This window comes from Anaerofustis butyriciformans (assembly GCF_036289385.1).
In the GTDB taxonomy this organism is placed as follows: domain Bacteria; phylum Bacillota; class Clostridia; order Eubacteriales; family Anaerofustaceae; genus Anaerofustis; species Anaerofustis butyriciformans.
On sequence record NZ_JAYFFH010000005.1, the window covers coordinates 141147 to 166995 of the forward strand.

25 protein-coding genes are annotated in these 25849 nt (G+C 27.6%); 24 read left to right on the forward strand and 1 reads right to left on the reverse strand.

The genetic code is table 11. The annotated features are described in order from the left end of the window. The first annotated feature begins 42 nt into the window (after nt 1-42). The 16 genes from purF (at nt 43) to V2W16_RS08135 (ending at nt 17654) form a co-directional block, all read left to right on the forward strand. Nucleotides 43-1416, forward strand: a complete 1374-nt coding sequence (purF, locus tag V2W16_RS08060) for an amidophosphoribosyltransferase (protein WP_329384185.1) — start codon at nt 43-45, stop codon at nt 1414-1416. A gap of 1 nt (nt 1417) precedes the next feature. Then, nucleotides 1418-2449 (forward strand): phosphoribosylformylglycinamidine cyclo-ligase, encoded by a 1032-nt coding sequence (purM, locus tag V2W16_RS08065; RefSeq protein WP_329384099.1) that lies wholly within the window; start codon nt 1418-1420, stop codon nt 2447-2449. Beyond that, nucleotides 2440-3060 (forward strand): phosphoribosylglycinamide formyltransferase, encoded by a 621-nt coding sequence (gene purN / locus V2W16_RS08070; RefSeq protein WP_138269129.1) that lies wholly within the window; start codon nt 2440-2442, stop codon nt 3058-3060. Before purM ends, purN begins: the two co-directional genes overlap by 10 nt. A gap of 14 nt (nt 3061-3074) precedes the next feature. Then, nucleotides 3075-4616, forward strand: a complete 1542-nt coding sequence (gene purH, locus V2W16_RS08075) for a bifunctional phosphoribosylaminoimidazolecarboxamide formyltransferase/IMP cyclohydrolase (protein ID WP_329384104.1) — start codon at nt 3075-3077, stop codon at nt 4614-4616. Between the two features lie 14 nt (nt 4617-4630). Then, a complete protein-coding gene (gene purD / locus V2W16_RS08080) occupies nt 4631-5881 on the forward strand; it encodes a phosphoribosylamine--glycine ligase (RefSeq protein WP_329384107.1) in 1251 nt (416 codons plus the stop codon). A 5-nt stretch (nt 5882-5886) separates the two neighbouring features. After that, entirely contained in the window at nt 5887-6777 is an 891-nt protein-coding gene (locus V2W16_RS08085; protein ID WP_329384109.1) for a ComEC/Rec2 family competence protein, read from the forward strand. Between the two features lie 2 nt (nt 6778-6779). Beyond that, complete coding sequence (locus V2W16_RS08090) at nt 6780-6962, forward strand: DUF3006 family protein (RefSeq protein WP_329384112.1); 183 nt, start codon at nt 6780-6782, stop codon at nt 6960-6962. 17 nt (nt 6963-6979) lie between these two features. Next, entirely contained in the window at nt 6980-7780 is an 801-nt protein-coding gene (locus tag V2W16_RS08095) for a hypothetical protein (protein ID WP_329384115.1), read from the forward strand. A 14-nt stretch (nt 7781-7794) separates the two neighbouring features. Further along, the gene (locus V2W16_RS08100) at nt 7795-8871 is read left to right on the forward strand and encodes a metallophosphoesterase family protein (protein ID WP_329384118.1); all 1077 of its coding nucleotides are present in this window, start codon (nt 7795-7797) and stop codon (nt 8869-8871) included. Further along, a complete protein-coding gene (locus V2W16_RS08105) occupies nt 8872-11322 on the forward strand; it encodes an ATP-binding protein (protein ID WP_329384121.1) in 2451 nt (816 codons plus the stop codon). A gap of 14 nt (nt 11323-11336) precedes the next feature. Next, nucleotides 11337-12422: a tRNA 2-thiouridine(34) synthase MnmA gene (gene mnmA / locus V2W16_RS08110; protein ID WP_329384124.1), complete on the forward strand. Its 1086-nt coding sequence runs from the start codon at nt 11337-11339 to the stop codon at nt 12420-12422. Between the two features lie 69 nt (nt 12423-12491). Next, on the forward strand, nt 12492-12992 hold the full coding sequence (locus V2W16_RS08115; RefSeq protein WP_329384127.1) for a hypothetical protein: 501 nt from the start codon (nt 12492-12494) through the stop codon (nt 12990-12992). Nucleotides 12993-13012: 20 nt separating this feature from the next. Further along, on the forward strand, nt 13013-14161 hold the full coding sequence (locus V2W16_RS08120; RefSeq protein WP_329384130.1) for a M20 metallopeptidase family protein: 1149 nt from the start codon (nt 13013-13015) through the stop codon (nt 14159-14161). Between the two features lie 94 nt (nt 14162-14255). Then, a complete protein-coding gene (locus tag V2W16_RS08125; protein ID WP_329384133.1) occupies nt 14256-15749 on the forward strand; it encodes a ComEC/Rec2 family competence protein in 1494 nt (497 codons plus the stop codon). A gap of 36 nt (nt 15750-15785) precedes the next feature. Continuing rightward, nucleotides 15786-16796 carry a DNA polymerase III subunit delta gene (gene holA / locus V2W16_RS08130; protein WP_329384136.1) on the forward strand — a complete coding sequence of 337 codons (1011 nt, stop codon included), beginning with the start codon at nt 15786-15788 and terminating at the stop codon, nt 16794-16796. Nucleotides 16797-16808: 12 nt separating this feature from the next. Continuing rightward, entirely contained in the window at nt 16809-17654 is an 846-nt protein-coding gene (locus V2W16_RS08135; RefSeq protein ID WP_329384139.1) for a histidinol-phosphatase HisJ family protein, read from the forward strand. 24 nt (nt 17655-17678) lie between these two features. Here the strand turns inward: V2W16_RS08135 and V2W16_RS08140 are convergent, their stop codons facing one another. Continuing rightward, entirely contained in the window at nt 17679-18308 is a 630-nt protein-coding gene (locus tag V2W16_RS08140) for a GNAT family N-acetyltransferase (protein ID WP_329384142.1), read from the reverse strand. A gap of 126 nt (nt 18309-18434) precedes the next feature. On the opposite strand from V2W16_RS08140, the gene V2W16_RS08145 reads away from it, so the two are divergent. The 8 genes from V2W16_RS08145 (at nt 18435) to V2W16_RS08180 (ending at nt 25773) form a co-directional block, all read left to right on the forward strand. Then, nucleotides 18435-19046, forward strand: coding sequence for a TetR/AcrR family transcriptional regulator (locus V2W16_RS08145; RefSeq protein WP_329384145.1), 612 nt, complete (start codon nt 18435-18437; stop codon nt 19044-19046). A 20-nt stretch (nt 19047-19066) separates the two neighbouring features. After that, a complete protein-coding gene (locus V2W16_RS08150) occupies nt 19067-19954 on the forward strand; it encodes an ABC transporter ATP-binding protein (RefSeq protein ID WP_329384148.1) in 888 nt (295 codons plus the stop codon). Continuing rightward, nucleotides 19947-20747, forward strand: coding sequence for an ABC transporter permease subunit (locus V2W16_RS08155; RefSeq protein WP_329384151.1), 801 nt, complete (start codon nt 19947-19949; stop codon nt 20745-20747). Before V2W16_RS08150 ends, V2W16_RS08155 begins: the two co-directional genes overlap by 8 nt. 104 nt (nt 20748-20851) lie before the next feature. Continuing rightward, nucleotides 20852-23047, forward strand: coding sequence for a metallopeptidase domain-containing protein (locus tag V2W16_RS08160; protein ID WP_329384154.1), 2196 nt, complete (start codon nt 20852-20854; stop codon nt 23045-23047). A gap of 6 nt (nt 23048-23053) precedes the next feature. Continuing rightward, nucleotides 23054-23218, forward strand: a complete 165-nt coding sequence (locus tag V2W16_RS08165) for a hypothetical protein (RefSeq protein WP_329384157.1) — start codon at nt 23054-23056, stop codon at nt 23216-23218. Then, complete coding sequence (locus V2W16_RS08170; protein WP_329384160.1) at nt 23215-23733, forward strand: fibronectin type III domain-containing protein; 519 nt, start codon at nt 23215-23217, stop codon at nt 23731-23733. The genes V2W16_RS08165 and V2W16_RS08170 overlap by 4 nt, the downstream gene beginning before the upstream one ends. Before the next feature lie 138 nt (nt 23734-23871). Continuing rightward, nucleotides 23872-25236, forward strand: coding sequence for an MATE family efflux transporter (locus tag V2W16_RS08175; RefSeq protein ID WP_329384164.1), 1365 nt, complete (start codon nt 23872-23874; stop codon nt 25234-25236). 84 nt (nt 25237-25320) lie between these two features. Then, nucleotides 25321-25773 carry a hypothetical protein gene (locus V2W16_RS08180; RefSeq protein WP_329384166.1) on the forward strand — a complete coding sequence of 151 codons (453 nt, stop codon included), beginning with the start codon at nt 25321-25323 and terminating at the stop codon, nt 25771-25773. Nucleotides 25774-25849: the final 76 nt, after the last annotated feature.

Below are 25849 nucleotides of genomic sequence, written 5' to 3' on the forward strand. Positions count from 1 at the left end.
TTGGGGTATCAATTAGATAAATTTAAAGATGAATGTGGTGTAATGGGAGTATTGCAAGATACTCCTGAAAATACAGCTGCTTATGTATATTTAGGACTTTATGCTCTTCAACATCGTGGACAAGAAAGCTGTGGTATAGCGGTAAATAACGATACTGAAATAACACAACACAGAGGTATGGGACTTGTTGGGGATGTATTTACATCAGAAGAATTAAAAAAACAAAAAGGTGAAATTGCAATTGGTCATGTAAGATATTCAACGGCAGGAGATAGTGATATTAAAAATGCACAGCCTCTTACTGTAAATTGTAAAGATTGGCAAATTGCTTTAGCTCATAACGGAAACCTTGTTAATGCTGATGCAATTAAAAATATGCTTCAAGACGAAGGTGTAATCTTTATGACAAGTTCTGACACAGAAGTTATAGCAAATTTAATAGCAAGAAACTATAAATTCGGTATAGTTGAAGCATTAAAAAGAGTTGGTCAAATTGTTAAAGGTGCATATGCTCTTGTTCTTACAATGGGAGATATGTTAATTGGTGTAAGAGACCCATATGGACTTAGACCTTTATGTCTTGGTAAACTTGAAAATGGTGGATATGCTCTTGCCAGTGAATCTTGTGCTCTTGATGCAATAGGGGCAACTTTAGTAAGAGATGTTGAACCTGGTGAAATTATTGTTATAAGCGATAAACACATTGAAAGTTATAAAATAGAAAATTGGGCAAAGCCAAGAAGATGTATTTTTGAGCTTGTATACTTTGCAAGACCTGATAGTATTCTTGACGGAGATGAAGTTCATGAATCAAGAGCTATGGCAGGAAAATTACTTGCTAAAGCTGATAAAGGAAAGATTAATGCAGATGTTGTTATGGCTGTTCCTGACAGTGGTGTTTCTGCTGCAATCGGATATGCTGAAGAATCTGGAATTCCTTACGGTGTAGGTTTAATTAAAAACAGATATATTGGAAGAACATTCATTCAACCTACACAAGCTATGCGTGAGGAAGGTGTTGATATAAAATTAAATATTTTAAAATCAAACGTTAAAGATAAAAGTGTTGTTTTAATAGATGACTCAATAGTAAGAGGAACAACTTCAAAAAGAATTGTTGACAAATTAAGAAAAGCAGGAGCAAGAGAAATTCACTTTAGAGTTGCATCTCCTCCAACATCTTACAGTTGCTTCTTCGGTATTGATACTCCTAATAGAGATAAATTAATTTCTTCAAAATTATCTTTAGATGAAATTAAGGAGTTTATCGGAGCTGACTCATTATATTACTTAACAATAGATGAATTAAAACAAACTGTAAAAGATTTTGATAAAGGATATTGTATGGCTTGCTTTAACGGAGATTATCCAATGGAAGTGCCTTTTAGAGAAGAACAGGTAAGGAGTAGTAAATAAAGTGGAAAAATTAACTTATAAAAACAGTGGTGTAGATAAAGAAGCCGGATATGAAAGTGTTGAACTAATAAAAAAACATGTAAAAGAAACTTTCAGTAAATATGTTTTAACTGGACTTGGAAGCTTTGGTGGTGCTGTTGAGCTTCCTGAAGGTTATAAAAAACCTGTACTTATAAGCGGAACAGATGGTGTTGGTACAAAACTTATTCTTGCTCACAAACAAGATATACATGATACTGTAGGTATTGACCTTGTTGCAATGTGTGTAAATGATATTTTATGTCATGGTGCAAGACCTTTATTTTTCCTTGATTATATTGCTTGCGGAAAAAATTATCCAAAGAAAATTGAAGCTATCGTAAAAGGTGTAAGTGAAGGTTGTAAACAAGGTATGTGTGCACTTGTAGGTGGAGAAACAGCTGAAATGCCTGGAATGTATAAAGAAGATGATTATGACCTTGCAGGTTTTTGTGTAGGTGTTGTAGATAAAGATAAATTTATTTCAGGAAAAGATATAAAAGAAGGAGATAAAATTATTGGATTACCTTCAAGTGGTGTTCATAGTAACGGATATTCTCTTCTTAGAAAATTATTCTTTGAAGTAAAGGATTATGATGTTGATACTTATGTAGAATCTCTTGGTGATACAATAGGGAAAACTCTCCTTACTCCTACAAAAATATATGTTAAAAGTATTTTATCACTACTTGAAAAAGTTGATATTAAAGGTATGTGCCACATTACAGGTGGTGGATTTGTAGAAAATATTCCACGTGTGATTCCTGATGGACTTTGTGCAAAAGTTGATACAAACAAAGTAAATGTACTTCCTATATTTGATTTAATAAGCAAAGAAGGAAATATTGATAAAAAAGAAATGTTCTCAACATTTAACATGGGTATAGGTTTTGTTGTAGTTGTAAGAGATGAAGACTGTGATAAAACTTTAGAAGAATTAAAAGCTCTTGGTGAAGATGCTGTTGTTCTTGGTGAAGTTATTAAAGGTGAGGAGAAAATTGAATTATGTCTTTAAAAAAAATTGCGGTTTTAATCAGTGGAGGAGGAAGTAACCTTCAAGCTGTTATAGACAAAGTTCATAAAAAAGACGGAATAATTGATGTTGTAATCTCAGATGAAGAAGATGCTTATGGTCTTACAAGAGCAAAAAATGCAAATATTGAAACAATGGTTATAAACAACAAAGATTATGATTCAAGACAAGCTTTTTCTGATGCTATAAAAGATGAGCTTGTAAAAAGAGATATTGACCTTATTGTTCTTGCAGGATTTATGAAAATTTTATCTCCTTCATTTGCAAGAGAGTTTAAAAATAGAATTATAAACATACATCCATCTTTAATACCTTCTTTTTGCGGAAAAGGTTATTATGGAATAAAAGTTCATCAAGCAGTACTTGAATATGGTGCGAAAATAACAGGCGCAACAGTTCATTTTGCTGATGAAGGAGCTGATACCGGACCTATCATAATACAAGGAACAGTTCCTGTATTATATGATGATACACCGGAAATTTTACAAAAGAGAGTTCTTGAAGTAGAACATATGATTTTACCTAAAGCTGTAAGTTTGTTTTGCTTAGATAAACTTGAAGTTAGAGGCAGAATAGTTTATATTAAAGAATAATACGGAGGAATATAATGATAAAAAGAGCACTTATAAGCGTTTCTGATAAAACAGGTATTGTAGAAGTTGCCAGAAAATTAGAAGAAATGGGTGTAGAAATTATATCTACAGGCGGTACAAAGAAAGCACTTGAAGATGAAGGTGTAAAAGTTATTTCTGTTGAAGAAGTTACAGGTTTCCCAGAATGTTTAAACGGAAGAGTTAAGACTCTTCATCCTGGAATCATGGCTGGTCTTCTTGCAAAAAGAGATAATGAAGAACATATGCAACATCTTTTCGATTTATCAATAGAACCTATTGATATGATTATCGTAAATTTATATCCTTTCAAAAATACAATTTTAAAAGAAGGATGTACTTTTGAAGATGCTATTGAAAATATAGATATTGGCGGACCTACAATGCTTAGAGCTGCTGCAAAGAATTTCCAAGACGTTGCGGTTGTTATTGACCCTAAAGATTATGATGTTGTATTAAAGGAACTTGAAGAAAATGGAGAAGTTTCTTATGATACAAAATTAAATTTAGCTAAAAAAGTCTTTATGTCTACAAGTTATTATGATACATTAATAGCAAACTATTTAAGAGAAAAAGTTGGAGATGATTCATATCCTGAAACTCTTACTCTTTGTTATGATAAAGCACAAGATTTAAGATATGGAGAAAATCCGCATCAAGATGCTGTGTTCTATAAAGAAGTTCAACCTATGAAAGGTTCTCTTCCATTAGCAAAACAACTTCATGGTAAAGAACTTTCATATAACAATATAAATGATACAAACGGTGCTTTGGAAATATTAAAAGAATATAATGACGAACCAACAGTTGTTGCCGTTAAACATTCTAATCCTTGCGGAATAGCAAGTGATGCTTCTATTTCAAATGCATTTAAAAAATGTTATGAGGCAGATCCTCAATCTATCTTTGGTGGAATTATTGCTGCAAACGAAGAAATTGATAAAGAAACTGCTACACAAATCAGCAATATCTTTATTGAAGTTGCTGTTGCTCCAAGTTTCAGCGACGATGCAATTGAAATTTTAACAAAGAAGAAAAATATCAGATTATTGGAATTAGCAGATATTAAGTTCAATCAAGATGGCAAAGATATTAAGAAAGTAATGGGTGGTCTTTTGATGCAATCAAGAGATACAAAACTTCTTAGTGATGAACTTAAAGTTGTAACAAACAGAAAACCAACGGATAAAGAAATGCAAGATTTAATATTTGCATGGAAAGCCGTAAAACATACAAAATCAAATGCTATTTCTTTAGCAAAAGATAAAATATTAGTAGCAAACGGCCCTGGACAAGTAAGCAGAATTTGGGCACTTGAAAACGCAATAAAACAAGGCGGAGAAAGTGTAAAGGGTTCTGTTTTAGCGTCTGATGCATTCTTCCCATTTGATGATTGCGTAAAAGCAGCTCATGAAGCGGGAATAACTGCAATTATTCAACCCGGTGGTTCAATAAGAGATGAAGATTCAATAAAAGCTTGTAATGAATATGGCATTGCCATGGTATTTACAGGTATGAGACATTTTAAACATTCGTAAAAGGAGAATTAAGAATGAAAGTATTAGTAGTAGGTTCCGGTGGTAGGGAACACGCATTAGTTTACAAATTAAAGGAGAGTCCTCTTGTAACGGAAGTATTCTGTGCTCCTGGCAATGCCGGTATTGAAAGCATTGCTGAGTGCGTAGATATCAAAGTTGACGATATTGAAGGACTTAAAGAATTTGCAAAAACAAATGAAATTGGGCTTACTGTTGTAGGTCCGGAACTACCATTAGTCATGGGTATCGTTGACGAATTTGAAAAGGAAGGTCTAAAAGTGTTTGGTCCTAACAAACAATGTGCTGCTTTTGAAGGAAGCAAAGGCCTAACAAAGAGATTCCTTGAAAAATATAAGATACCAACAGCTAAATATTTAGAAGTAACAACATATGAAGAAGGTGTTAAAAATCTTGAAAAATTCGGATATCCGGTTGTTGTAAAAGCAGATGGTCTTGCTGCCGGAAAAGGTGTAATTATTTGCGAAAATAAAGAAATGGCAATTAATGCACTAAAAGAAATTATGATAGATAAAGTTTTTGGCGAATCAGGAAACAGTGTTGTTATCGAAGAATTCTTGACAGGTACGGAACTTTCTACTTTATGCTTTGTTGATGGGAATAAAATTATCCCTATGGAAAGTGCCAGAGACTATAAACCTGCATACGATAATGATGAAGGTTTAAATACAGGTGGAATGGGTAACTACTCACCAAATAAAATTTTTGATGATAAACTTAACGCAAAAATAAGAACAAAAATCTTAGATCCTATTATTAATGGATTTAAGAAAGAAGAACTTGATTATAAAGGTGTTTTGTTTATTGGTTTAATGGTTGATAACGGAGAACCAAAAGTTCTTGAATTTAATGTACGTTTTGGAGATCCTGAAACACAAGCAGTTATGCTTAGACTTGAAAGTGACCTTGCAAATATTATGTTAAATACTGCAGATGGTATTTTAGAAGAAGAAGATATTGTATGGTCTGATAAACCTTCTGTTTGTGTTGTTATGGTATCAGGAGGATATCCAGAAAGTTATGAAAACGGAAAAGTTATAAAAGGACTTGAAAATGTAAGTAATGATGTTATTGTTTTCCATGCAGGAACAAAAAAAGACGGCGATGACATTGTTACAAACGGAGGAAGAGTTCTAAATATCTGTGCTGTTGGAGATACTTTAGACGAAGCAAGAGAAAAGGTATATAACGAAGTAAACAAAATTACTTTTGACGGTGCATATTTTAGAAACGATATAGCAAGGTAGTAGAAGTGTCAAAAATAAAAAAACTTTTAAGCATAGTTGTACTGCTTATAGTGATACTTGTATCATTTCTTACGGGTGGATTTGAACATCTATCAAACTTTATAGGAAATGATTATATAACAGATATTGAACCTGGCAGTACTTTGGTTGAAGCTATTGATGTTGGACAAGGGGATGCTTTTTTAATAAGTAACGAAGAATATGGAAATATCTTAGTAGATACAGGTGAGACAGATCATGCACAAGATTTGGTTTCCCATTTGAAAGAAAGAGATATTGAAAAGATAGATTATATTATCATTACGCATCCACATGCTGATCATATTGGTGGGATGTGTGATGTTTTGGATAATTTTGAAGTAGGAAAAGTCTATATGCCAAAAATGTCACATACTACTTCTTCATTTAAAAACATGTTATCAAAAATGGAAGAAAAAAATCTTTATTTTACTGAAGCAAAAAGTGGAGTGGAGATAAAATTAAGTGATACTGATAATATAAAATTTATTTCTCCTACAAAAGATATGGACCTTGGTGATTTAGATAACTCTGATGCAGTTTGCGTATTAAATACAAATGGAAGAAAAGTTTTGTTTACCGGAGATATTTTTGAAGAAGCAGAACTAAAAATAATGAATAAAATTGGTAAAGTTGATATTTTAAAAGTTGCACATCATGGCAGTTATAAATCTACCAGTGATGAATTCTTGGAAAAGATACAACCTACATATGCAATGATAGGAGTAGGAGAAGATAATAAATATTCTCATCCTTCAACTGAAACATTAAATAGACTTGAACAACATGATGTTAAAGTATATAGAACAGATTTAGACGGTAATATTGCATTTATAATAGATAAAAACGGAAGTATTGAAGTTTATTCGAGTAAGTGATTATGATAAAGGGAATAATTGACAGATTTGAAAATGATAAAGTTGTAATAGAATTTGAAAATTTACAAATAGGTGTTTTACCTAAAAGTCTTTTTCATGAAGAGGTGAAAGAAGGCGACGAAGTGCTTTTAAATATTGATATAAAGCATAGTAAGAAAATTGATATAGATAAACTATTTAGGTAGTTTTAAGAGGAGAATTTATGAGCGAATATTATATGAAAATGAAAGAGCTTATCCAAAGATTAAAAGCTGACGGATACAGCATAACAGGAAGAATGATAAAGCATTATATTGATATAGGAATTTTGCAAAAACCTTATTATATTTGTGCAAACCAAGCTTTGTATGCCGATTTTCATTATATAAGATTAAAAAGAATTTTATCAAATAAAAAAGCAGGCAAGAGTATTGCCAAAATAAAAGAAGAAATTTTTAAAGAAAATGAAGAACTACTTTCAAAAGCTGCCGAACAAAATATGGATACTTCCGATATGAATGAGATTTGTAAAAGATTTGGTGCAGTTGAACAAGAAGAAGCCATGCTTACAAAATCAGAAAGAAAGCTTGGAAAAACTTTTTCAAAGGTTGATATACTTGAAAAATTAGACAGTGACGGAAGTATATTAGATCTTGCAGTTGATACGGGAGTTTTACAAGATAAAGATTCTTATGATAGTTATGAGTTATATATCTTAACTTGTGTAAAAAATCTTATTAAGGTAAAAAAACAAAATAAACGTGTCAGTGGTCAGCTTATTGAAAGAATAAGTGAAATCTCAAAGATAAATACGATCGCAAATGATTTGGCATACTTAATAAATTCAGATAAAGATAATTCATGGCTTTACACATACCTTATGGAAGCTATTCTTTTAAGTAAAACAGAAAGAGAAACACAAAAAGAAAACAAGATAAAATCTTTAAAAGAAGAGAATGATTATAAGTACAAAGAAGCTTTGGCTGCTTTGGAAAGCATGGAATATGATAAAAAATTTGAATGATAGGACAATGTAATATGAAATTTATACACACAGCAGATTTGCATATCGGAACCTCTTTTCTTTCATCTTCTTTTGATAAAAGCATTGCAAGAGAAAGAAGAGAGGATCTGTTTAAAGCATTTAATAAAGTTATTAAAGCCTGCAAAAAAAGAGAAGCTGATATTCTCTTGATTGCAGGTGATTTGTTTGAAGATGAACTTGTAAGAGCAAGTGATGTAAATAGAATAATAGACGGATTTAAAATGATTCCTGAAGTAAGGGTATTTATTGTTGCGGGTAATCATGATTATTTACATGAAAAATCTTTTTATAATTTACTTTCTTTCCCTGATAATGTCACTATTTTTAATAGTGATAAATTGGAAAAAGTTGAATTAGAAGACTTAAATACTTGTATTTATGGGTTAAGTTTTTTAAAGAAATATTATAATAAAGATATTTTGGAAATACCTAAACTTGATAAAACAAAAACTAATATATTATTACTTCATTGTGACTTACTAAATCCAAATGGGAATTATTTACCTGTAAGTAAATCAAAATTAGAAAAATCAGGTTTTGATTATTGCGCTCTTGGACATATTCACAAATCTGTTAAATTATCAAATAATTCTGTTTATCCTGGTAGTCTTGAACCTCATGATTTTTCAGAAAAAGGGTATCATGGATATATTTTTGGTCAAATAGAAGATAAAAAAGTTTCTGTTAAATTAATAAAGAATAATGTTAAACAATTTGAAGTTTTAAATGTTGATATAACAGGAATTGACTCTTTAGAAGAAATCGTAAATTTAGTTAAAGAAAAAGCAAATGGAAACATTGATAATTTCTTATATATAATAAATTTACAAGGAACATTAAGCGAACTTGTAACCATAGATGATATTAAAACCAGATTAAACGAAGAATTGTATTATGCAGAAATAATAGACAATACTTCTGCAGATTATTTCTTACCTAAAATTTATACCGAAAATAAGGATAATATTATAGGTTTATATATTGACGCATTAAAAGGAAGAGAAAACGAAATAGATATTGAAGCTTTGTATCTTGGTCTAGATGCACTTCTGAATGAGGGGTCCAAATAGATGAAAATAAGAAAATTAGGCATTAAAAGTTTTGGTAAATTTAAAGATAAAGAAATAAAATTTGAAGATGGTTTAAATGTAATATATGGTAACAATGAAGCAGGTAAATCAACTGCGCATAAATTTATTCAAGGGGTATTTTTCGGTTTCTTTAAGCCTTACAGTAAAAATAAAATTTATTCTTATGAATATAAAAAATATAAACCATGGAATAGTGATTTATATAAAGGTAGTTTAGAGTTTAATATTGGTAAAAGAGAATATAGAATTGAAAGAAATTTTGATAAACAAAATGAAGAATTTAAGTTATTTGATAATATAACAGGTGAAGATTTAACAGATAAACTTCCTTATGACGCATCTACAAAACAAAGAATTATTTCTCCTGTTATAAAATTAAACAGCGTATTATATAATAATACAATTTCAATTTCTCAACTTGGTAACAAAACAGAAAAAGATTTTAAAAGAGAAATAAGCGAAGCATTGGCAAATTATGAAAAGGGAAATAATAATAAAATTTCTGTTAATAAAGCCATTGATTATTTAGAAAAACAAAAAGCTTTAATAGGAACAAGAAAGCAATCAAAATCAGAATATGGTAGCAGTGTCATTAAACTTGAACAACTAAAAAAATCAAGAGAAGACGCTATTAAGGCAATGGAAGAAAACAGAGAATATTATTTAGAAGCAAATAAACTTGAAAAAAGATTAAATGAACTTTTAAATAAGAAAAAAGATATTCTAAGAAACATAAATGATATTGCGAGAAATAAAGAAAAAATAACATATTTTAAATATAAATCTGTTGAAGCCGATAATGAAAAGATAAGACAAAAAATTGAGGAATTAAAAAAATATAAAGATATAAATAATGATTTATATACAAAGTTTTTAAATTTATATAGTGAAAACAAATCTTTACAAGAACAAATTGACGATTTAAGAAAAAAACAAGAATATGTAAATAATGCTTTAAAAAGTTTAGATGATGAAAATAAAGAAGTAAATAAAGAAACAAAAGGTAAAGATTACAATAAAATTATTTCAGATATAGAAATATTAAAAGACAGGCTTGGTAATATTGAAAGACTTCAAGGCAGACTTTCAGAAAAAAAAGATGTTAAAGTTGAAAAAGATTATTCTGCTAAATCTACTACAAATAAAGTTATAAATATAGTTTGTGTAGTTATGGCAATAATATCTGCATTTATGCTTGCATTTAGCTTTACAATAAGCAAATCTTTATTACTTTATTTCTATATAGCACTTGGTGCAACCGTAATATGCTTAATTATGAAGCTTGTAATACGTAGTGTATATAAAGAAACATCAAAGAAATTTGAAAAATATGATACATCTTTAATTAGAACTCAAAATATGATTGAGTTAAATGAAGTTGAAATTAACAAGATTCTTAATGATTACGGTGAAGAAGATCCTCATAAGTTAATTAAAATATTAGAAGAAAAAAGTGTTATTGCAAAAGAATTTTCTTTTAATCAAAATAAGCTTGAAAAATATAAAATGGACTTAGAAGATTTTGACGGAACAAATAAAATATTAGAAGAAAAAATAAGCAACAATACCTATAAGATGAATGAAATATTAATAGAAAATAATATTTCAAATGTTGAAGAGTTTAAAGAAGCTTTAGAAAAAAGAGAAGAATATGACAGACTTATAGATAGATATGAAAGTAACAATAAATTACTTTTAAATATCATTGACGGAAATGATATTGATGCTTTGGCTAAAAAATTTGAAGGCGAAGATGTCGATGAAAATACTTTAAATTTAGTTAAATCTAATAATGGAAGTATTATAGATGACGATGTTGATGTAATCAATGATGAAATAACAAATGTATCCGCAAAGTTATCTAGAATAAACGGAATACTTGAAGAATCAAATTCTTTTAATGAAAATTTATGTGTAATTAATGAAGAAATAAATAAATATGAAAAAAGAATTAAAGAATTTGAATTTAAACTTCTTTCTCTTGAAAAGGCTATTGACACAATTAACAGTATTTCAAAAGATATTCATACAAACGTTGCACCTAAAATTAACGAAACCTTAGGACAGATTATGTCTAAAATCACAAATGGTAAATATTCTACCGTAAAAGTTGATGATAATATGGACGTTATGGTGCTTGATGAAGAAAGTGGACAAATGGTTGATGCTGAAACATTAAGTTATGGAACAATTGACCAAATATATCTAGCTCTTCGTTTTAGTATCATAGATAATTTACTTATTAATAGTACTATGCCTATTATATTGGATGACTGCTTTATTCAATATGATGATTACAGATTAAAAGAAGTATTGTCATACTTGGCATCAGTATCAGATGAAAAACAAATTATTATGTTTACATGTCATACAAGAGAAGAAAGAGCTTTAAAAGAATTAGGTATAAACTATAATAGAATAGTTTTATAAAAGGAGAAGTATAAGTGGAAAAAGTTGTAATTGGTATGAGCGGGGGAGTTGACAGTGCCGTAAGTGCATATCTTTTAAAAAGACAAGGATATGATGTAATTGGTTTATTCATGAAAAATTGGGATGAAACTGATGAAAATGGTGAATGTAGTGCTGAAGAAGATTATGATGACGCAAGAGCCGTATGTTTAAATATTGGCATACCTTGTTATACCGTTAACTTTACAAAAGAATATTGGGATAATGTATTTACTTACTTTTTAGATGAATATAAAAAAGGCAGAACACCTAATCCCGATGTATTATGTAATAAAGAAATAAAATTTAAGTGTTTTTTAGATTATGCAATGAATGTTCTTGATGCAGATTATATTGCAACGGGACATTATGCTAAGGTTGAACATACAGAAAATGGAACAAAACTTTTAAAAGCAAAAGACCAACATAAAGACCAAACGTATTTTCTTTCTTTATTAAGTTCAAAACAGCTTGAAAGAGTTATTTTCCCAATAGGAGATTTAGAAAAATCACAAGTAAGAAAAATAGCTGAAAGAGAAGGATTTAGAAACGCAAAGAAAAAAGATTCTACCGGAATATGTTTTATAGGAGAGAGAAATTTTACAAATTTCCTACAAAATTATTTGCCTAACCAAAAAGGTGATATGATTGATATGGACACCGGAGAAAAGAAAGGTGAACATATAGGTTTAATGTACTATACTTTAGGACAAAGAAGAGGTCTTGGTGTAGGCGGATGTGGAAGCGGAGAAAGATGGTATGTTGCTGATAAGGATTTAGAAAATAATATATTATATATTGTTCAAGGAGATAAAAATCCTAAATTATATAAAAATGGCTTTATTGCCACAGATGTAAATATGGTTTCTGGAGAGTTTCCTGCTAAGAAATTTAGATGTGATTTAAGATTTAGACATTTACAGCCTTTAAAGAAAGTAACGGTTGAAGTTTTGGATGAAAAAACAGTAAAAGTTATTTTTGATGAGGAACAAAGCGGCGTTACTCCGGGACAAATCGGTGTGTTCTATGATGGGGATGTATGTTTAGGTGGAGGAACAATAGATAAGTTAATTAAATTTTAATAAAAATGTTTTAAAATATTCTTATCTTTATGATACAATATATCACAAACAAATATGAGGTACGATTATATGAAAACAACAAAAAAAATATTAAGTATTTTAATTACTACTTTATTACTTTTTTCTCTGTTCGGTTGCGGTACAGAGCCTAAGGAACATTCAACTGATTTTTCAGATATTGAAAACAAATGGACACTTGATAGTATTTATGAAGATTCTCATGCGAAAAAGATTTCAGATGAAACAAAAACAGATATGGTTCTTGACGAATCTTCAATGGTTGTTACTGTTACCAAAAAAGAAGGTTCACCTACAACTACTACATATACAATAAGCGGAGTAGCTGATGGAAAATTTACTGCAACAAGCGGGGATGGGACTATAGAATATACTTTTAATTATGATCCCGGCGCTAATTTATTACATTTGTATAATACTGATTCAAAAGGAAGAACTGTTCATACTGTTTATAGAGAATATTCAGAAACTCTTCCTTGGGCAAATGAAGAAAAAACAGATGAAACAAAAACAAATACAGAATCAAATACTGATGAAACAAAGACAGAATAATTTATATCTTGGAGAAAAAAATGTTTGAACAGATTAAAGAAAAATATTTTGAAGAAATAACAAAAATAAGAAGAGATTTACATCAAATTCCAGAAGAAGGATTAAAGGAGTTTGAAACAAGCAAATATATAAAAACTTATCTTTCAAACTTAGGTTTTAAATATGAAGAAACAGCTAGTACAGGTGTTTTATGTTTTATAAATGCAGGCAGCGAAGAAACTTATGCATTCCGTAGTGATATGGACGGGCTAAGTATGGAAGAAAATAATGATATTGATTTTAAAAGTAAACATTGTAATATGATGCATGCTTGCGGTCATGATGGTCATATGGCTATACTTCTTGTATTTGCAAAATATTTATCAGAAAACAAAGATAAACTTAAAAAAAATATATTGTTAATTTTTCAACCGGCAGAAGAAGGACCCGGGGGAGCAAAACTTATTATTAAAGAAGGAAAATTAAAAAAATATAATGTTAAAAATGTTTTTGCTCTTCATCTTAGTCCAAACATCCCAAAAGGGAAATATTCATCAAAACCTTATGGCTTCTATGCTGCTTCAACAGAATTTACTGTATTTATAGATGGTAAAGCTTCACATGGAGCTGCTCCTCATAACGGTGTTGACTCTATTGTTATTGCAGCACAATATATAAATGGAATTCAAAGTATTGTAAGTAGAAATATTAATCCAATTAAAGAAGGACTTGTTACAATAGGTACTATTAAAGGTGGAGATAGAATTAATATTATTGCCGAACACGTTGAAATGGAAGGGACAATAAGAACACTTGATAAAAACACTTATAATATTATAGATAAGAGAATGCATGCATTGGCTGATGGATTAAGCGAAGCTTATGGCTGCAAAATCACATATGATTGGAGACCTTTTTATGGCGTAACTTATAATGATAAAGAACTTTATGATAAGGTTGTTCCTGCGTTTGGTGATGATTATATTTTAGGTGATGCTATTTTAAGTGCTGAAGATTTTTCTTATTATAGTGAGGAGGTTCCTTCATTCTTTTATGAACTTGGTATAAGAGAAGAAGACAAGGGATATGTAAATCCTCTCCATAGTGTTAACTTTAATTTTGATGAAGAAAGCTTGCTTTATGGAGTAATGGGAAATATTAATATAATAAAAACTTTAGGCATAATTTAAAAGGGTATTTATATACCCTTTTTTATTTTTTTAAGAAATTTATTAATATTTATGTTAAAATTATTAATAACAAATTTAAAAAAGGTAGATATTTATGGATATTAAAAGACCGGCAATAGTTCTTTTTTTATATGTTTTATGTTCTATAATATTAGCATATTTACAATGTCCTATTTTAATTTATATTTTAGGGCTTGTTTTGTCGTGTCTTGTTTTATTTAAACTTTTTCCTAATAATTCTTTGAGAGTTATTTTTATTGTTTGTATTATTTTTGGACTTATTACTTTTGTTCATACAAATTATAAACTTAATTATAATAGTGAATTAAATCAATTTGCAGAAAAAAATATTACATTTACCGCAAAAATTGTTAAAGCACCTGTCTATAAAGAAGATAAAACACAGCTTTATGTCAAAGATATAAATATTTTTGATGAAGGAAAAACTGTACATATAAAAGATAAAGTATTAATAAACGTTTATTATGACTATCATACATATAATGTTGGAGATTATTATAAATTTACAGGTAAGGTAAAAACTCCAAAAGTTTTTGATGATTTTGATTATAATTTATATTTAAAAACGATAGGTGTTTATAATTATATAAATGTAAATACAAATAAAGTTGAATTTAATAAAAGTGGACATCTAATTTTTTATTTAGATAAAATTTTTGAACTAAGAGATAGTTTTAAATTAAATTTACTTAAAAATATTGATGATGAAGAAAATGTAAATTTAATTATGGGTATAATGTTCTCAGATAAAAGTTTAAGTGAAGAAACGACTGAAGACTTTAATGCTGTTGGTTTAAGTCATGTACTTGCAGTATCAGGGCTGCATGTAGGACTTATTTATGGTGTAATATTATTTATCATTTCTATGTTTAATATAAACAAAAAATATAGAGTATTTTTTGTTGCGCCGATATTATTTATGTATGTTATGCTTGCGGGTATGTCTGTTTCAGCCCTTAGAGCAATGTTTTTGTGTATTTTAAATGAGTTATTATCCCTAAAACATGAAAAAGATAATGATGCTTTTAATAATATATTTGTAATAGCGATAATATTACTTATGATTAATCCTCTTAATTTATTTAATGTAAGTTTTTTATTATCTTTTAGTGCTGTAATAGGTATTATATTACTTGCACCGGTAATACAATTTAAAATTCTTGAAATGTTTTATGAAGAAAGCAGGTTTAAGAAAAATATTGTAGGTTTATTTTCTGTAAGTATATCTGCATATTTATTTACCATACCTATTATACTTAATTCATTCGGTACGGTTTCTATTATAAGTATTATAGGTAATTTATTGATAGTACCTTTAATGGCACCTATAATGATAATAGGTATTGTTGGAGGATTATTTGGTAATTTCTTGTTTGGAATGTTCCTTCTTCATTTTTTAAATATCATTTTAAGTATTATTAGATATATTATTTCTATACTTGCAAGTTTTCCTTTTGCTACGGTTAGTATAGAAAATATGAGTGTTGTTTTTATAATTTTATATTATTTTGTTCTTCTGTTGTTAAGCGGATATATAAAAATCCCAATTAAACATAAAGCAGGGTAATGATGACATAATAAAAAAGATGATAGGAGAAAAATTATGGATTATATAAAATTAAATGAAAATATAAGAAAGAAAACTTTTAAGAATATATATTTATTTAATGTTAAAGAAGATTATATTGCAAAAAAAATGCTTGAAAGTTTAAAAAATAATTTACTTTCAAAGGAATATGAAGCATTTAATTATTCTGTATTTGATGATAAAAAAATTGATATAAATAAGGCTATTGAACTTTGTGAAACTTTACCTATGCTGGATAATTACAGGATGGTTTTTATTAAAAGTGAGAGCATAACAAATAAAGATATATCAAAAAAATTTAGCGACTATATAAAAGATATTCCTAAAACTACAGTAGTTGTAATATGGATTAAGGGTTCTTTAGATAAAAGAACAGCTTTATATAAAACCATAAAAAAATATGGTGATATAGTTGACTTTGATAAATTTAAAGCTTATGCACTTGAATCATGGGTTAGAAAAAAATTAAAGGAAAACAATATTATTCTTACAAATGATGCTGTTGGATATTTTATAGAATCAAGCGGATATTTGGTTGATGAAAGTAAAGTTGATTTAGGTTATTTTGAAGGTGAAATAAAAAAATTATCAAGTATAAATAAAGAAAAAATAGATATTGATGAAATAAAAAAAATTATAAGTGTAAATATACAAGATGAAATTTTCAAATTGACAGATGCGTTAAGAGATAAAAATTCAGATTATGCTTTTAAGCTTTTGCATAATTTAAAATATAATGATGTGAAATTTATGCAGATACTTGGTGTTGTTGTAAGAAATTTTGAAAATATGTATATATGTAAACTGTATATAAAAAAAGGTAAAACGGAAAATGATATAGTAAAAGATTATTCTCTCCATCCATATGCAGTTAAAATGGCAAACATTTCTTCAAAGAAATATTCTTTGAATGAAATTCACGTTTTTCTTGACTTATGTTTAGACTTAGATTATAAAATAAAAATAGGAGAGATAAGTGAAAAAGATGCCGGAATTATATTGGTAGAAAAGATATCTAATAGATAGGGGGTATAAAAGATGTATAAAGTATCACTTCATAATCATACGAATTTAAGTGACGGTAAAGATGAAATGGAAACATTAATTATTGAAGCAATCAACAGGGGGTTTACTCATTTTGGTATTACCGATCATGTTTGTACATATAATTATGAAAACCATTCTTTAAGACCTGAAAAATATAATGAATATGTTGATAAAATAAATGAATATAAAGAAAAATATAAAGATAAAATAGAAATATTTGCCGGAATCGAAAGTGAAAGATATGGTAAAAGCGGATATTTAATGAGTGATATTTCTGGTATTAGAGATAGACTAGATTATGTTGTAGGTTCTGTTCATTTAACCAATGTAAACGGAATAATGGAGCCTGTTGATGAGTTATGTTCTACTTTTAGGAAATCATTAAAGAGAAGTTATGATAATGATGCAAGAAAATTTGTAATGGATTATTATGAAAATTATTATAACAATTTATGTGAATTAAAACCTGAAGTTGCAGGGCATATTGATTTGATTAAAAAAAATAATATAGATGATATTTTCTTTGACGAACAGAGTAAGTGGTATAAAGACTTAGTATCAGATGTTCTTGATAAAGTAAAAGAAATTGATGCTGTTTTAGAATTAAATACCGGTGGGGGATATAAACATGGGGTAAGAAGTTTGTATCCATCAAATGAAATTATCAAAATGGCAAATGAAAAAGGAATTAAATTTACCATGTCATCGGATACTCATAACTTGGAAATGCTTGATCTTCTTTATAATCTTGGAATAAGCAGATTAAAAGCTGCCGGCGTAAAAAAATTATATACTTTTTCTAATAAAGAGAAAGGATTTATTTCTTTTGAAATATAAAAAGGACTTTTTAAAAGTCCTTTTTTAAGTTAATTTTTTTGTGTATATAAAATATGTTTCAGGTTCTTTTTTGAAATAAATATTTTTTGAACTTTCTCTTTTGAATCCATTATGTTCATAAAAACTATAATCACATGTTGTGTCAGTAAAAAGATAAAATTTATCTGCATTATTTTCTTTCATATAATTATAAAAAGAATTTAATAATTTAGATCCTAAACCTTTTCCTTTTATGTTCTTGTTTAATGCAAAAAGAACCAGTTCTCCATCTGTATCTGTATTTAAATTATTTAATAGTTCATTGTTTACTTTTGCTATTTCTTTTTCTGATTTTAAAGCTTTTATACCGCCTTTAATAAGTATAGTTTTTAAACAGTGTAATATTAATTTTACTATATATGTGGTATTGTTTTTTAATTTATAACATTTGTTTATTCTTCCAAGAATTATTCCTACAACTTTATCTTTATAAATTGCAACGTTTGAAAATGTTTGACGATAAAGAAGTTCATACATAAAAATTGAACTTATTTCATTTGCAACTTCTTCATTTTCTCCATAGTCTTTTTTTATCCATGTATCGTAAAGTAAGTTTTTTATCTGGGGTAAATCTTCATCTTTTAGATTTCTGATTGTAATTTCTTTTTGTTCCATATATCCTCCTGTTAGCATTATAGCATAAAAAAATATTATAAAAAAGATATCTCAAGGCTTTACAAAAATAGTCAATAATATATACAATAATATATACTTTTATTAGATATGTATTAGGAGTAATAAATGATTAATGAAAAATTTTATGAGCTTGAAAAAGAAAAACAAGATAAAATAATAAATGCTGCTATTGAAGTATTTTCAAAAAATGATTATAAAAATGCCGTTACGGAAGAAATTGCTTATAAGGCAGAAATATCAAAAGGTTTGCTTTTTTATTATTTTAAAAATAAAAAAACTCTGTATTTATTTTTAATAGATAATATAATAAAAATAATTGAAAAAAGAATTGAAGAAAATAAAATAACTCAAATAAAAGATTTTTTTGATTTAATGAATTATGCCGCAAAAATAAAGTTAGATTTAGTAAAAGAAAATCCACATATACTGGATTTTTGCATTAGAAGTTATTATTGCAGTGATAAAAATATCATCAGTGAAATAAAAAAACTTATAGTAGAACAATGTAATGAATCATATGAGAAATATTTTTATAATATAGATTTATCAAAATTTAAAGATAAAAATGATTTATTTATGATATATAAAATTTTTATTTGGATTATGGATGGATATTTGCATGAAAAATTAATGAGGGATGAAGAAATTAAATCTTCTGATATCATTTTAGAATTTGATGAAATTATGGAATTATTAAAAAAGTATTTTTATAAATAAATTTAATTATGGAGAGTGAAATGAATATTATCGAAGTAAATAACATTACTAAAGATTATGGAGACAATAAAGGCGTTTTTGATTTAAGTTTTAACGTTCAAAAAGGTGAAATAATGGGATTTTTAGGCCCAAACGGAGCAGGAAAAACGACAACAATAAGAACATTGCTTGGGTTTATTAAACCGGATAAAGGTAGTGTAGAAGTTAATGGGTTGGATCCTTTTTTTAATAGTAAAATAATTAATACCAATTTAGGATATTTACCCGGAGAAAATACTTTAATGGATGATATGAAAGGCGATGAATTTATTAATTTTATTGCAAAAATGAAAGGTGTAGAAGATTTTGCAAGAATTAATCAGCTTAAGGAAATGTTTGAATTAAATGCTTCAGGGCGTATAAAAAAAATGTCAAAAGGTATGAAACAAAAAATTGCAATTATATGTGCCTTTATGAATTATCCTGATATTTTAATTTTAGATGAACCTACAAGCGGATTAGATCCATTAATGCAAAATAAGTTTATCGAGTTAATTTTAGAAGAAAAAAAACGAGGAGCAACAATTTTAATGTCTTCCCATATATTTGAAGAAATTGAAAAAACCTGTGATAGAAGCGTTATCATAAAAGAAGGAAGACTTGTATTAAATGAAAAAATAAGTTCTTTAACTAAACAAAAAAGCAAACATTTTATTATTAAATTTGCAGATGAAAAAGAAGCTATGAGATTTTCTGCATTATTTAAGAATATTCATCCTAAAGGAGATACTGTTAAAATTAACGTAAAACAAAATTTAGATAAACTAATAAAATTATTATCTAAGTTTAACGTCGTTGATATGGATATAAAACCTTTAAGTCTTGAAGAATTATTTATGCATTATTATGAAGGAGAAAAAAATGATTAATTTAGTACTTTTAAAGAAAGAAATAAAATCTAATTATAAAATATTATTTATATTTATGGCTATTTTGACTCTATATTCTTCGATGATAGTAAGTATGTTTGATCCAAAACTTGGGGAAAGTTTAAAAATGATGTCAGAAAGTATGTCAGGTATTTTTTCTGCTTTTAATATGTCTAATCCGGGAACCTCATTAATTGAATTTATTTGTAATTATTTATATGGGTTCTTATTTATTGCTTTCCCTCTTGTTTTTATAGGAATATTAACCAATAGGCTTATTGTAAAATATACCGATAAAGGATCTTTATCTTATATTTTATCTACACCAAACAGTAGATTTAAGATAATTTTTTCTTGGTTATTTGTTATGATTTTTATGTTACTTGTTTTGGTTATATACATATCTTCATTAATTATTATTTTAAGTCAGGTTATGTTTAATGGAGAACTTGATATATCCAAATTCCTCTTGGTCAATTGTGGTGTATTTGGACTTTGGATATTTATTTTAGGTATATGCTTCTTAACAAGTTGTATATTTAATGATTCCAGATATGCTTTATCTGTTGGAATAGGGTTAAATGTTTTGTTTTTATTAATACAAATGATTTCCGGTGTTGGAGAAAAATTCTCATATTTAAAATACCTTACTCCACTTACTTTATTTGATACAGCAAAGATTATAGAAGGTGATATTTTAGGAGTTTTATTTGCCATAATACTTTATGTTATCGGTATATTATTATTTTGTATAGGGATAAAAGTATTCTGTAAAAAAGATCTATCAATATAAAACAGCTTTTAGCTGTTTTTTTATAAATTACTTGCTTTTTAATATTATATATAGTAGAATATCCGAAATAAATTAGAATGAATATAATTTGTAAGGGGATTATTATGAAGTTTAAAAGAATATTAACTTTTTTAATGATATTATTTGTAAGTTTATCTTTATTTGTACCAAACATTAAAGCGGCAAATAAAGAAATGGGGAATCTCATCTTTATTGTTAAATTTAAAGATGATACGAAAGAAACATATAATGAAGATTATACATATAATGCAAAATATTCGAAATTTACTTATTTTGAAAACCAAGTTAATGATAACTCAGATAGCTATATACCAAATTCATTTGAAAAATATATAAATATTTTATCAAACGGACAATTAAACGTAAGGTCTTATTTTCCTCAAAAAAATGAAGATAACAGAACAATAAAATATATTACTCTTGATAAAAATAAATCAGACTATAATAGTTCGCAGTCTTTATTAAATGATTGTCTATCAAAAATGGGAGAATTTGAAAATAATATTAATGCAAGTGAAGTAGATAAAAACAATGATGGTTATATTGATAATTTGACTATTATGGTACAAATCGATAAAGTAGATGCACCTAAAGACAATTCAGATGTGATTTGGCCTCATAAGGCAGATAATAATAATTATAATTTTACAATAGCAGGTAAGAGTATATTAAATTACAATGTTTTGAATACTCAAGCAAGTAATCTTATTCCAACAATGGTACATGAATTTTTACATTCTCTTGGTGTACTTGATTTGTATAGTAAAGACAGCACTAAAACTCCTGTAGGTCCTTATGATGTAATGTCTAAAGTAGGCAGTGCTCCGTCTTATCCATTGGCACAAACAAGAAAAATGTTAGGTTTTGATACAATAAAAGATATTTCTGGAAGCGGAACAAAAAGTGTTACACTTTATGCTCCATATTCAAATAAAGGAGATAATGCCGTTATGGTTAAGACTCCTCTAAAGGATAATGAATATTTTGTTTTTGAATATAGAAAGAAAACAAATTTAAATGATTCAAATAATGTAGACAGTCAAATACCTTATTCTGGACTTGTTTGTTATAGAGTAAACGATGCGTTAAGTGATAGTGATAAAAGTAATTTTAACAATAAAAATTATATTTATGTATTTAGACCTAATGATACAGGTATAAATGATTTTGCTGGAGATATAAATAATGCTGTATTATCACTGAGTGACGGAAAAAGAAGTGAGATAGGTAGCAGTGATGAAAATGCAACTATAAAAGATAATGCACTTGTTTATACAAATGATGTTAATAGTAGAATTCAACTTAAAGTTACATCACAGGGCGATGATTATATTATATTTGATATAACAATTCCTGATTATTCAAGTGAAAATCTATGGTCGGATTTGACTGATACATCTTTAAATACAAATTATTTTGCAGATAGCGATAATGCAAAATCAATTGGACAAATAGGTAATACTTTATATTTTCTAAATAAAAATAAAGTATATCAATATAAAGATGGTGTATATTCATCATTGGGTATAGTTGACAGTAATGTAAACAATGGTAATCTTGTTATTTTAAATAATGAAGTTTATGTTTTTTATGCTGATTATTCATCAAAAAAAGAGAGTGTTGTATTAAAAAAATATGAAAATGGTAATTGGATAGAAAAAAGCAGAATAAGTACAAATGGAAGTTATGCAAACGTTCCATATGCCATAAATTTAAACGGAGAGTTATACTGTTTATACGACTTGGATAATACCAATGTTACTGTTATGAAATGGAATGGAAGTGAGTTTTTAACAGTTGGTAAAATAACTGATTGTAAATATTTAATGGCACCAAGTATGGCTCTGTATAAAAATGAACTTTACGTAATGTTATCTGATTTTCAAAATAAAAATGAAGGAGGAATTATTTATAAACAAACAAATAATGGATTTAAAAAAGTTTATAATGTGAATTCTTCCGCAAATCATTTCCAGAAGTTTGTTGTTTCAGAGGATAATATATATGCATGTACTTATAATACATCATTAAATAAAACGAATATTGTTGTAAGCTCAGATGGCAAATCATGGAGTACTGATAAAGTAGCAACTTTTGAAGAAAAGGTAAATAGTATTTCATTTGATATAAAAGATGGTGATTTATATTTAGGTGTTGTTGATTCAAATGGTGTTACTAAAATGTATAGTTATAAAGATTCTTCATGGAATAAAGTCGGCAGCAATATTTATTCAAATGCAAGTTCTATGTCTTTTATACTAGGAAGTGATAAGATATAGGCTTATTTGGGCGATAGTATAAAATATAAAACGATAGTTAAATATAACGAGTATTTGAATAAAGATGATAATACAAATACTGGAAATGGAGAAGGTGGTTCTTCAGAAGGCGGAAATACAACGGTTGATCCACCAAAAGATGATACGACTGTTGAAAAGCCAAAGGCGTGAGTTATAACTATAACGCAATTAAACTTACATGGAATAAAGTAAGTAATGCTGAGAGATATTATATTTATAGATATGATGCAAAAAGTAAAAATTATAAACTTATAAAGACAGTAAGCAGTAAATATAATTATTATATAAATTCTTCTCTAACATGTAACAGCTATTATTATTACAGAGTTGTTGCATATAATAATACGAATGGACTTGTAAAGAGTAAATATAATACAGTAAAAGTTAAGCCTGTTTTAAAAAGTACGAATATTAAAGTTTCTGCAGGGAAGAAGAAAGCATATATAAAATGGAATAAAGTTTCAGGTGCAAGCGGATATCAAATATATACAAAAAATAGTAAAGGTAAATATGTTCTTACAAAAACAACAAAAAGTACAAGTTATACAAAAACAAAATTAACATCTAAAAAAACATATTATTATAAAGTTAGAGCATATAAAGTTGTAGGAGGAAAGAAAGTTTATTCTTCATTCTCTTCTGTAAAAAAAGTAAAGGTTAAGTAACCTTTACTTTTTTTTATAAAAAATATAAAAAGGGTTTATTATTTTGTATTATAGTTGTATAATAGGTTACAAAATTTTACAAATAATTTATATTTTTTTTCATTATTATTTTCATTTTATTTACATAGGGGTTTTAATATGGTATTTAGCAGAAAAAAGATCGACACAAAGGATTTTTTATTTTCAAATAAAGCATTAATGATTTTAATTGTTCCACTTATTGTAGAACAGTTTTTAGCTATTTTAGTAGGTATGGCGGATTCTATTATGATAGCAAGTGTAGGTGAAGCTGCTGTATCGGGAGTATCTTTGGTTGACAGTGTAATGCTTCTTTTAATAAATATTTTTGCTGCTCTTGCAACGGGAGGAGCTGTTGTTTGTGGTCAGTATTTAGGTAAAAGAGACAGAGAAAACGCATGTGAATCATCAACACAGCTCGTATGGTTTATAACTATATTAGCTGTATTTATTATGATTTTTATGTATATATTGAAACAGTTTATTTTAACTAAAGTATTTGGCAGTATTGATGCAGAAGTTATGGGACATGCAAATACATATTTGCTTATCGTAAGTGCATCAATTCCTTTTATTGCATTATATAATGCAGGAGCGGCTATATTTCGTTCAATGGGTAATTCCAAAGTTTCTATGAAAGTTTCAATCTTAATGAATTTAATTAATGTATGTGGTAATGCTATACTGATTTATATTTTTCATTTTGGAACTGCCGGTGTTGCAATACCAACATTAGTTTCAAGAATTGTTGCAGCTGTGGTTATTGTTATTCTTCTTTTAAATAAAAATAATACTTTATATATAAAAAGAAGTTTTAAATATAAACCAAGATTTGATATGATAAAAAGTATTTTATACATAGGTGTTCCAAATGGACTTGAAAACAGTATGTTTCAACTTGGTAAAATAATAGTTTTAAGTTTAGTATCTACATTTGGTACTTATGCAATAGCAGCAAATGCTGTTGCAAATGTAGTTGCTTCATTCCAAATTTTATCAGGAATGGCTGTTTCTCTTGCTATTACTACCGTTATTTCAAGGTGTGTTGGCGCAGGGGAATATAAACAGGCAAGATATTATACAAGAAAATTATTAAAGATAACTTATGTTTGTGTAGCTATATTGGTATTATTTATATTTTTAATTTTACCTTTGATACTTAAAGCATATAATTTATCTGATATAACTGCATTGGAAGCAAGCAAAATTTTAATTTTACATGGATGTTGTGCGATTATAATTTGGCCTACTGCTTTTAATATCCCATCTGCATTAAGAGCTGCCGGTGATGTAAAATATTGTATGATTGTTTCTATTGTATCAATGTGGGTATGCAGAATTATATTTAGTTATATTTTGGGTAAGTATATGGGATTTGGTGTTTTTGGTGTATGGATTTCAATGATACTTGATTGGGTAGTAAGATCTATTTTCTTTATAATAAGATATAGAGGTTCAAAATGGGAAAATAAACAAGTCGTATAAAACTCCGTAAAGGAGTTTTTTTATTGAAGAATTTTTATATTTATAATACAATATTTTTATAGATATAAAATGAGGTGTATTGATATGTTAGATATTATGTATATGTTTTTTATTGCATTCTATTGTTTTATTTTCACAGTTGTGCCTTTATTAATTATTGTACATCTTTTTATTTCAACAAGAAATATGGATATGTTCATAAATACGTATACTGAAATTGTAAAAAGATGTGATGATTTACTTGTTTTTAATTTGAAAAAAGAAAATTCTTTTGTAAAACATAAATCATATAGAAAATTAGCTGCAAGATTAGTAAAAAAGAATATACCTAAAAAAGCTACATATGATGTATTAAAACCATTTAATATTATTCCTTCTTTAACGAATATACAAGTATGTGATTTCGATAATGATAGAGAAAAATATATATTTAATTCCATGCTTTGGTATTATTCTGTAATGAGAGAGCAACCTATATTTAATAGATTTTACAAAAATTATATATGTCTTTTTGACTATCTTTTTATATCTTCTTAAATGTCCGCAAAGCCTTATTTTATCGGCTCTACGGGCATTTTGCTTTTGTGGTAAACCTCACATATCTAGGTCTATC

What these genes read in the sequence shown, in the direction of transcription:
- purF (WP_329384185.1), top strand. Translation starts at nt 43, where the DNA reads ATGGGAGTATTGCAAGATACTCCTGAAAATACAGCTGCTTATGTATAT.
- purN (WP_138269129.1), top strand. Translation starts at nt 2,440, where the DNA reads ATGTCTTTAAAAAAAATTGCGGTTTTAATCAGTGGAGGAGGAAGTAAC.
- purH (WP_329384104.1), top strand. Translation starts at nt 3,075, where the DNA reads ATGATAAAAAGAGCACTTATAAGCGTTTCTGATAAAACAGGTATTGTA.
- purD (WP_329384107.1), top strand. Translation starts at nt 4,631, where the DNA reads ATGAAAGTATTAGTAGTAGGTTCCGGTGGTAGGGAACACGCATTAGTT.
- V2W16_RS08090 (WP_329384112.1), top strand. Translation starts at nt 6,780, where the DNA reads ATGATAAAGGGAATAATTGACAGATTTGAAAATGATAAAGTTGTAATA.
- V2W16_RS08095 (WP_329384115.1), top strand. Translation starts at nt 6,980, where the DNA reads ATGAGCGAATATTATATGAAAATGAAAGAGCTTATCCAAAGATTAAAA.
- V2W16_RS08100 (WP_329384118.1), top strand. Translation starts at nt 7,795, where the DNA reads ATGAAATTTATACACACAGCAGATTTGCATATCGGAACCTCTTTTCTT.
- V2W16_RS08105 (WP_329384121.1), top strand. Translation starts at nt 8,872, where the DNA reads ATGAAAATAAGAAAATTAGGCATTAAAAGTTTTGGTAAATTTAAAGAT.
- V2W16_RS08115 (WP_329384127.1), top strand. Translation starts at nt 12,492, where the DNA reads ATGAAAACAACAAAAAAAATATTAAGTATTTTAATTACTACTTTATTA.
- V2W16_RS08120 (WP_329384130.1), top strand. Translation starts at nt 13,013, where the DNA reads ATGTTTGAACAGATTAAAGAAAAATATTTTGAAGAAATAACAAAAATA.
- V2W16_RS08125 (WP_329384133.1), top strand. Translation starts at nt 14,256, where the DNA reads ATGGATATTAAAAGACCGGCAATAGTTCTTTTTTTATATGTTTTATGT.
- holA (WP_329384136.1), top strand. Translation starts at nt 15,786, where the DNA reads ATGGATTATATAAAATTAAATGAAAATATAAGAAAGAAAACTTTTAAG.
- V2W16_RS08135 (WP_329384139.1), top strand. Translation starts at nt 16,809, where the DNA reads ATGTATAAAGTATCACTTCATAATCATACGAATTTAAGTGACGGTAAA.
- V2W16_RS08140 (WP_329384142.1), bottom strand. Translation starts at nt 18,308, where the DNA reads ATGGAACAAAAAGAAATTACAATCAGAAATCTAAAAGATGAAGATTTA.
- V2W16_RS08145 (WP_329384145.1), top strand. Translation starts at nt 18,435, where the DNA reads ATGATTAATGAAAAATTTTATGAGCTTGAAAAAGAAAAACAAGATAAA.
- V2W16_RS08150 (WP_329384148.1), top strand. Translation starts at nt 19,067, where the DNA reads ATGAATATTATCGAAGTAAATAACATTACTAAAGATTATGGAGACAAT.
- V2W16_RS08155 (WP_329384151.1), top strand. Translation starts at nt 19,947, where the DNA reads ATGATTAATTTAGTACTTTTAAAGAAAGAAATAAAATCTAATTATAAA.
- V2W16_RS08160 (WP_329384154.1), top strand. Translation starts at nt 20,852, where the DNA reads ATGAAGTTTAAAAGAATATTAACTTTTTTAATGATATTATTTGTAAGT.
- V2W16_RS08175 (WP_329384164.1), top strand. Translation starts at nt 23,872, where the DNA reads ATGGTATTTAGCAGAAAAAAGATCGACACAAAGGATTTTTTATTTTCA.
- V2W16_RS08180 (WP_329384166.1), top strand. Translation starts at nt 25,321, where the DNA reads ATGTTAGATATTATGTATATGTTTTTTATTGCATTCTATTGTTTTATT.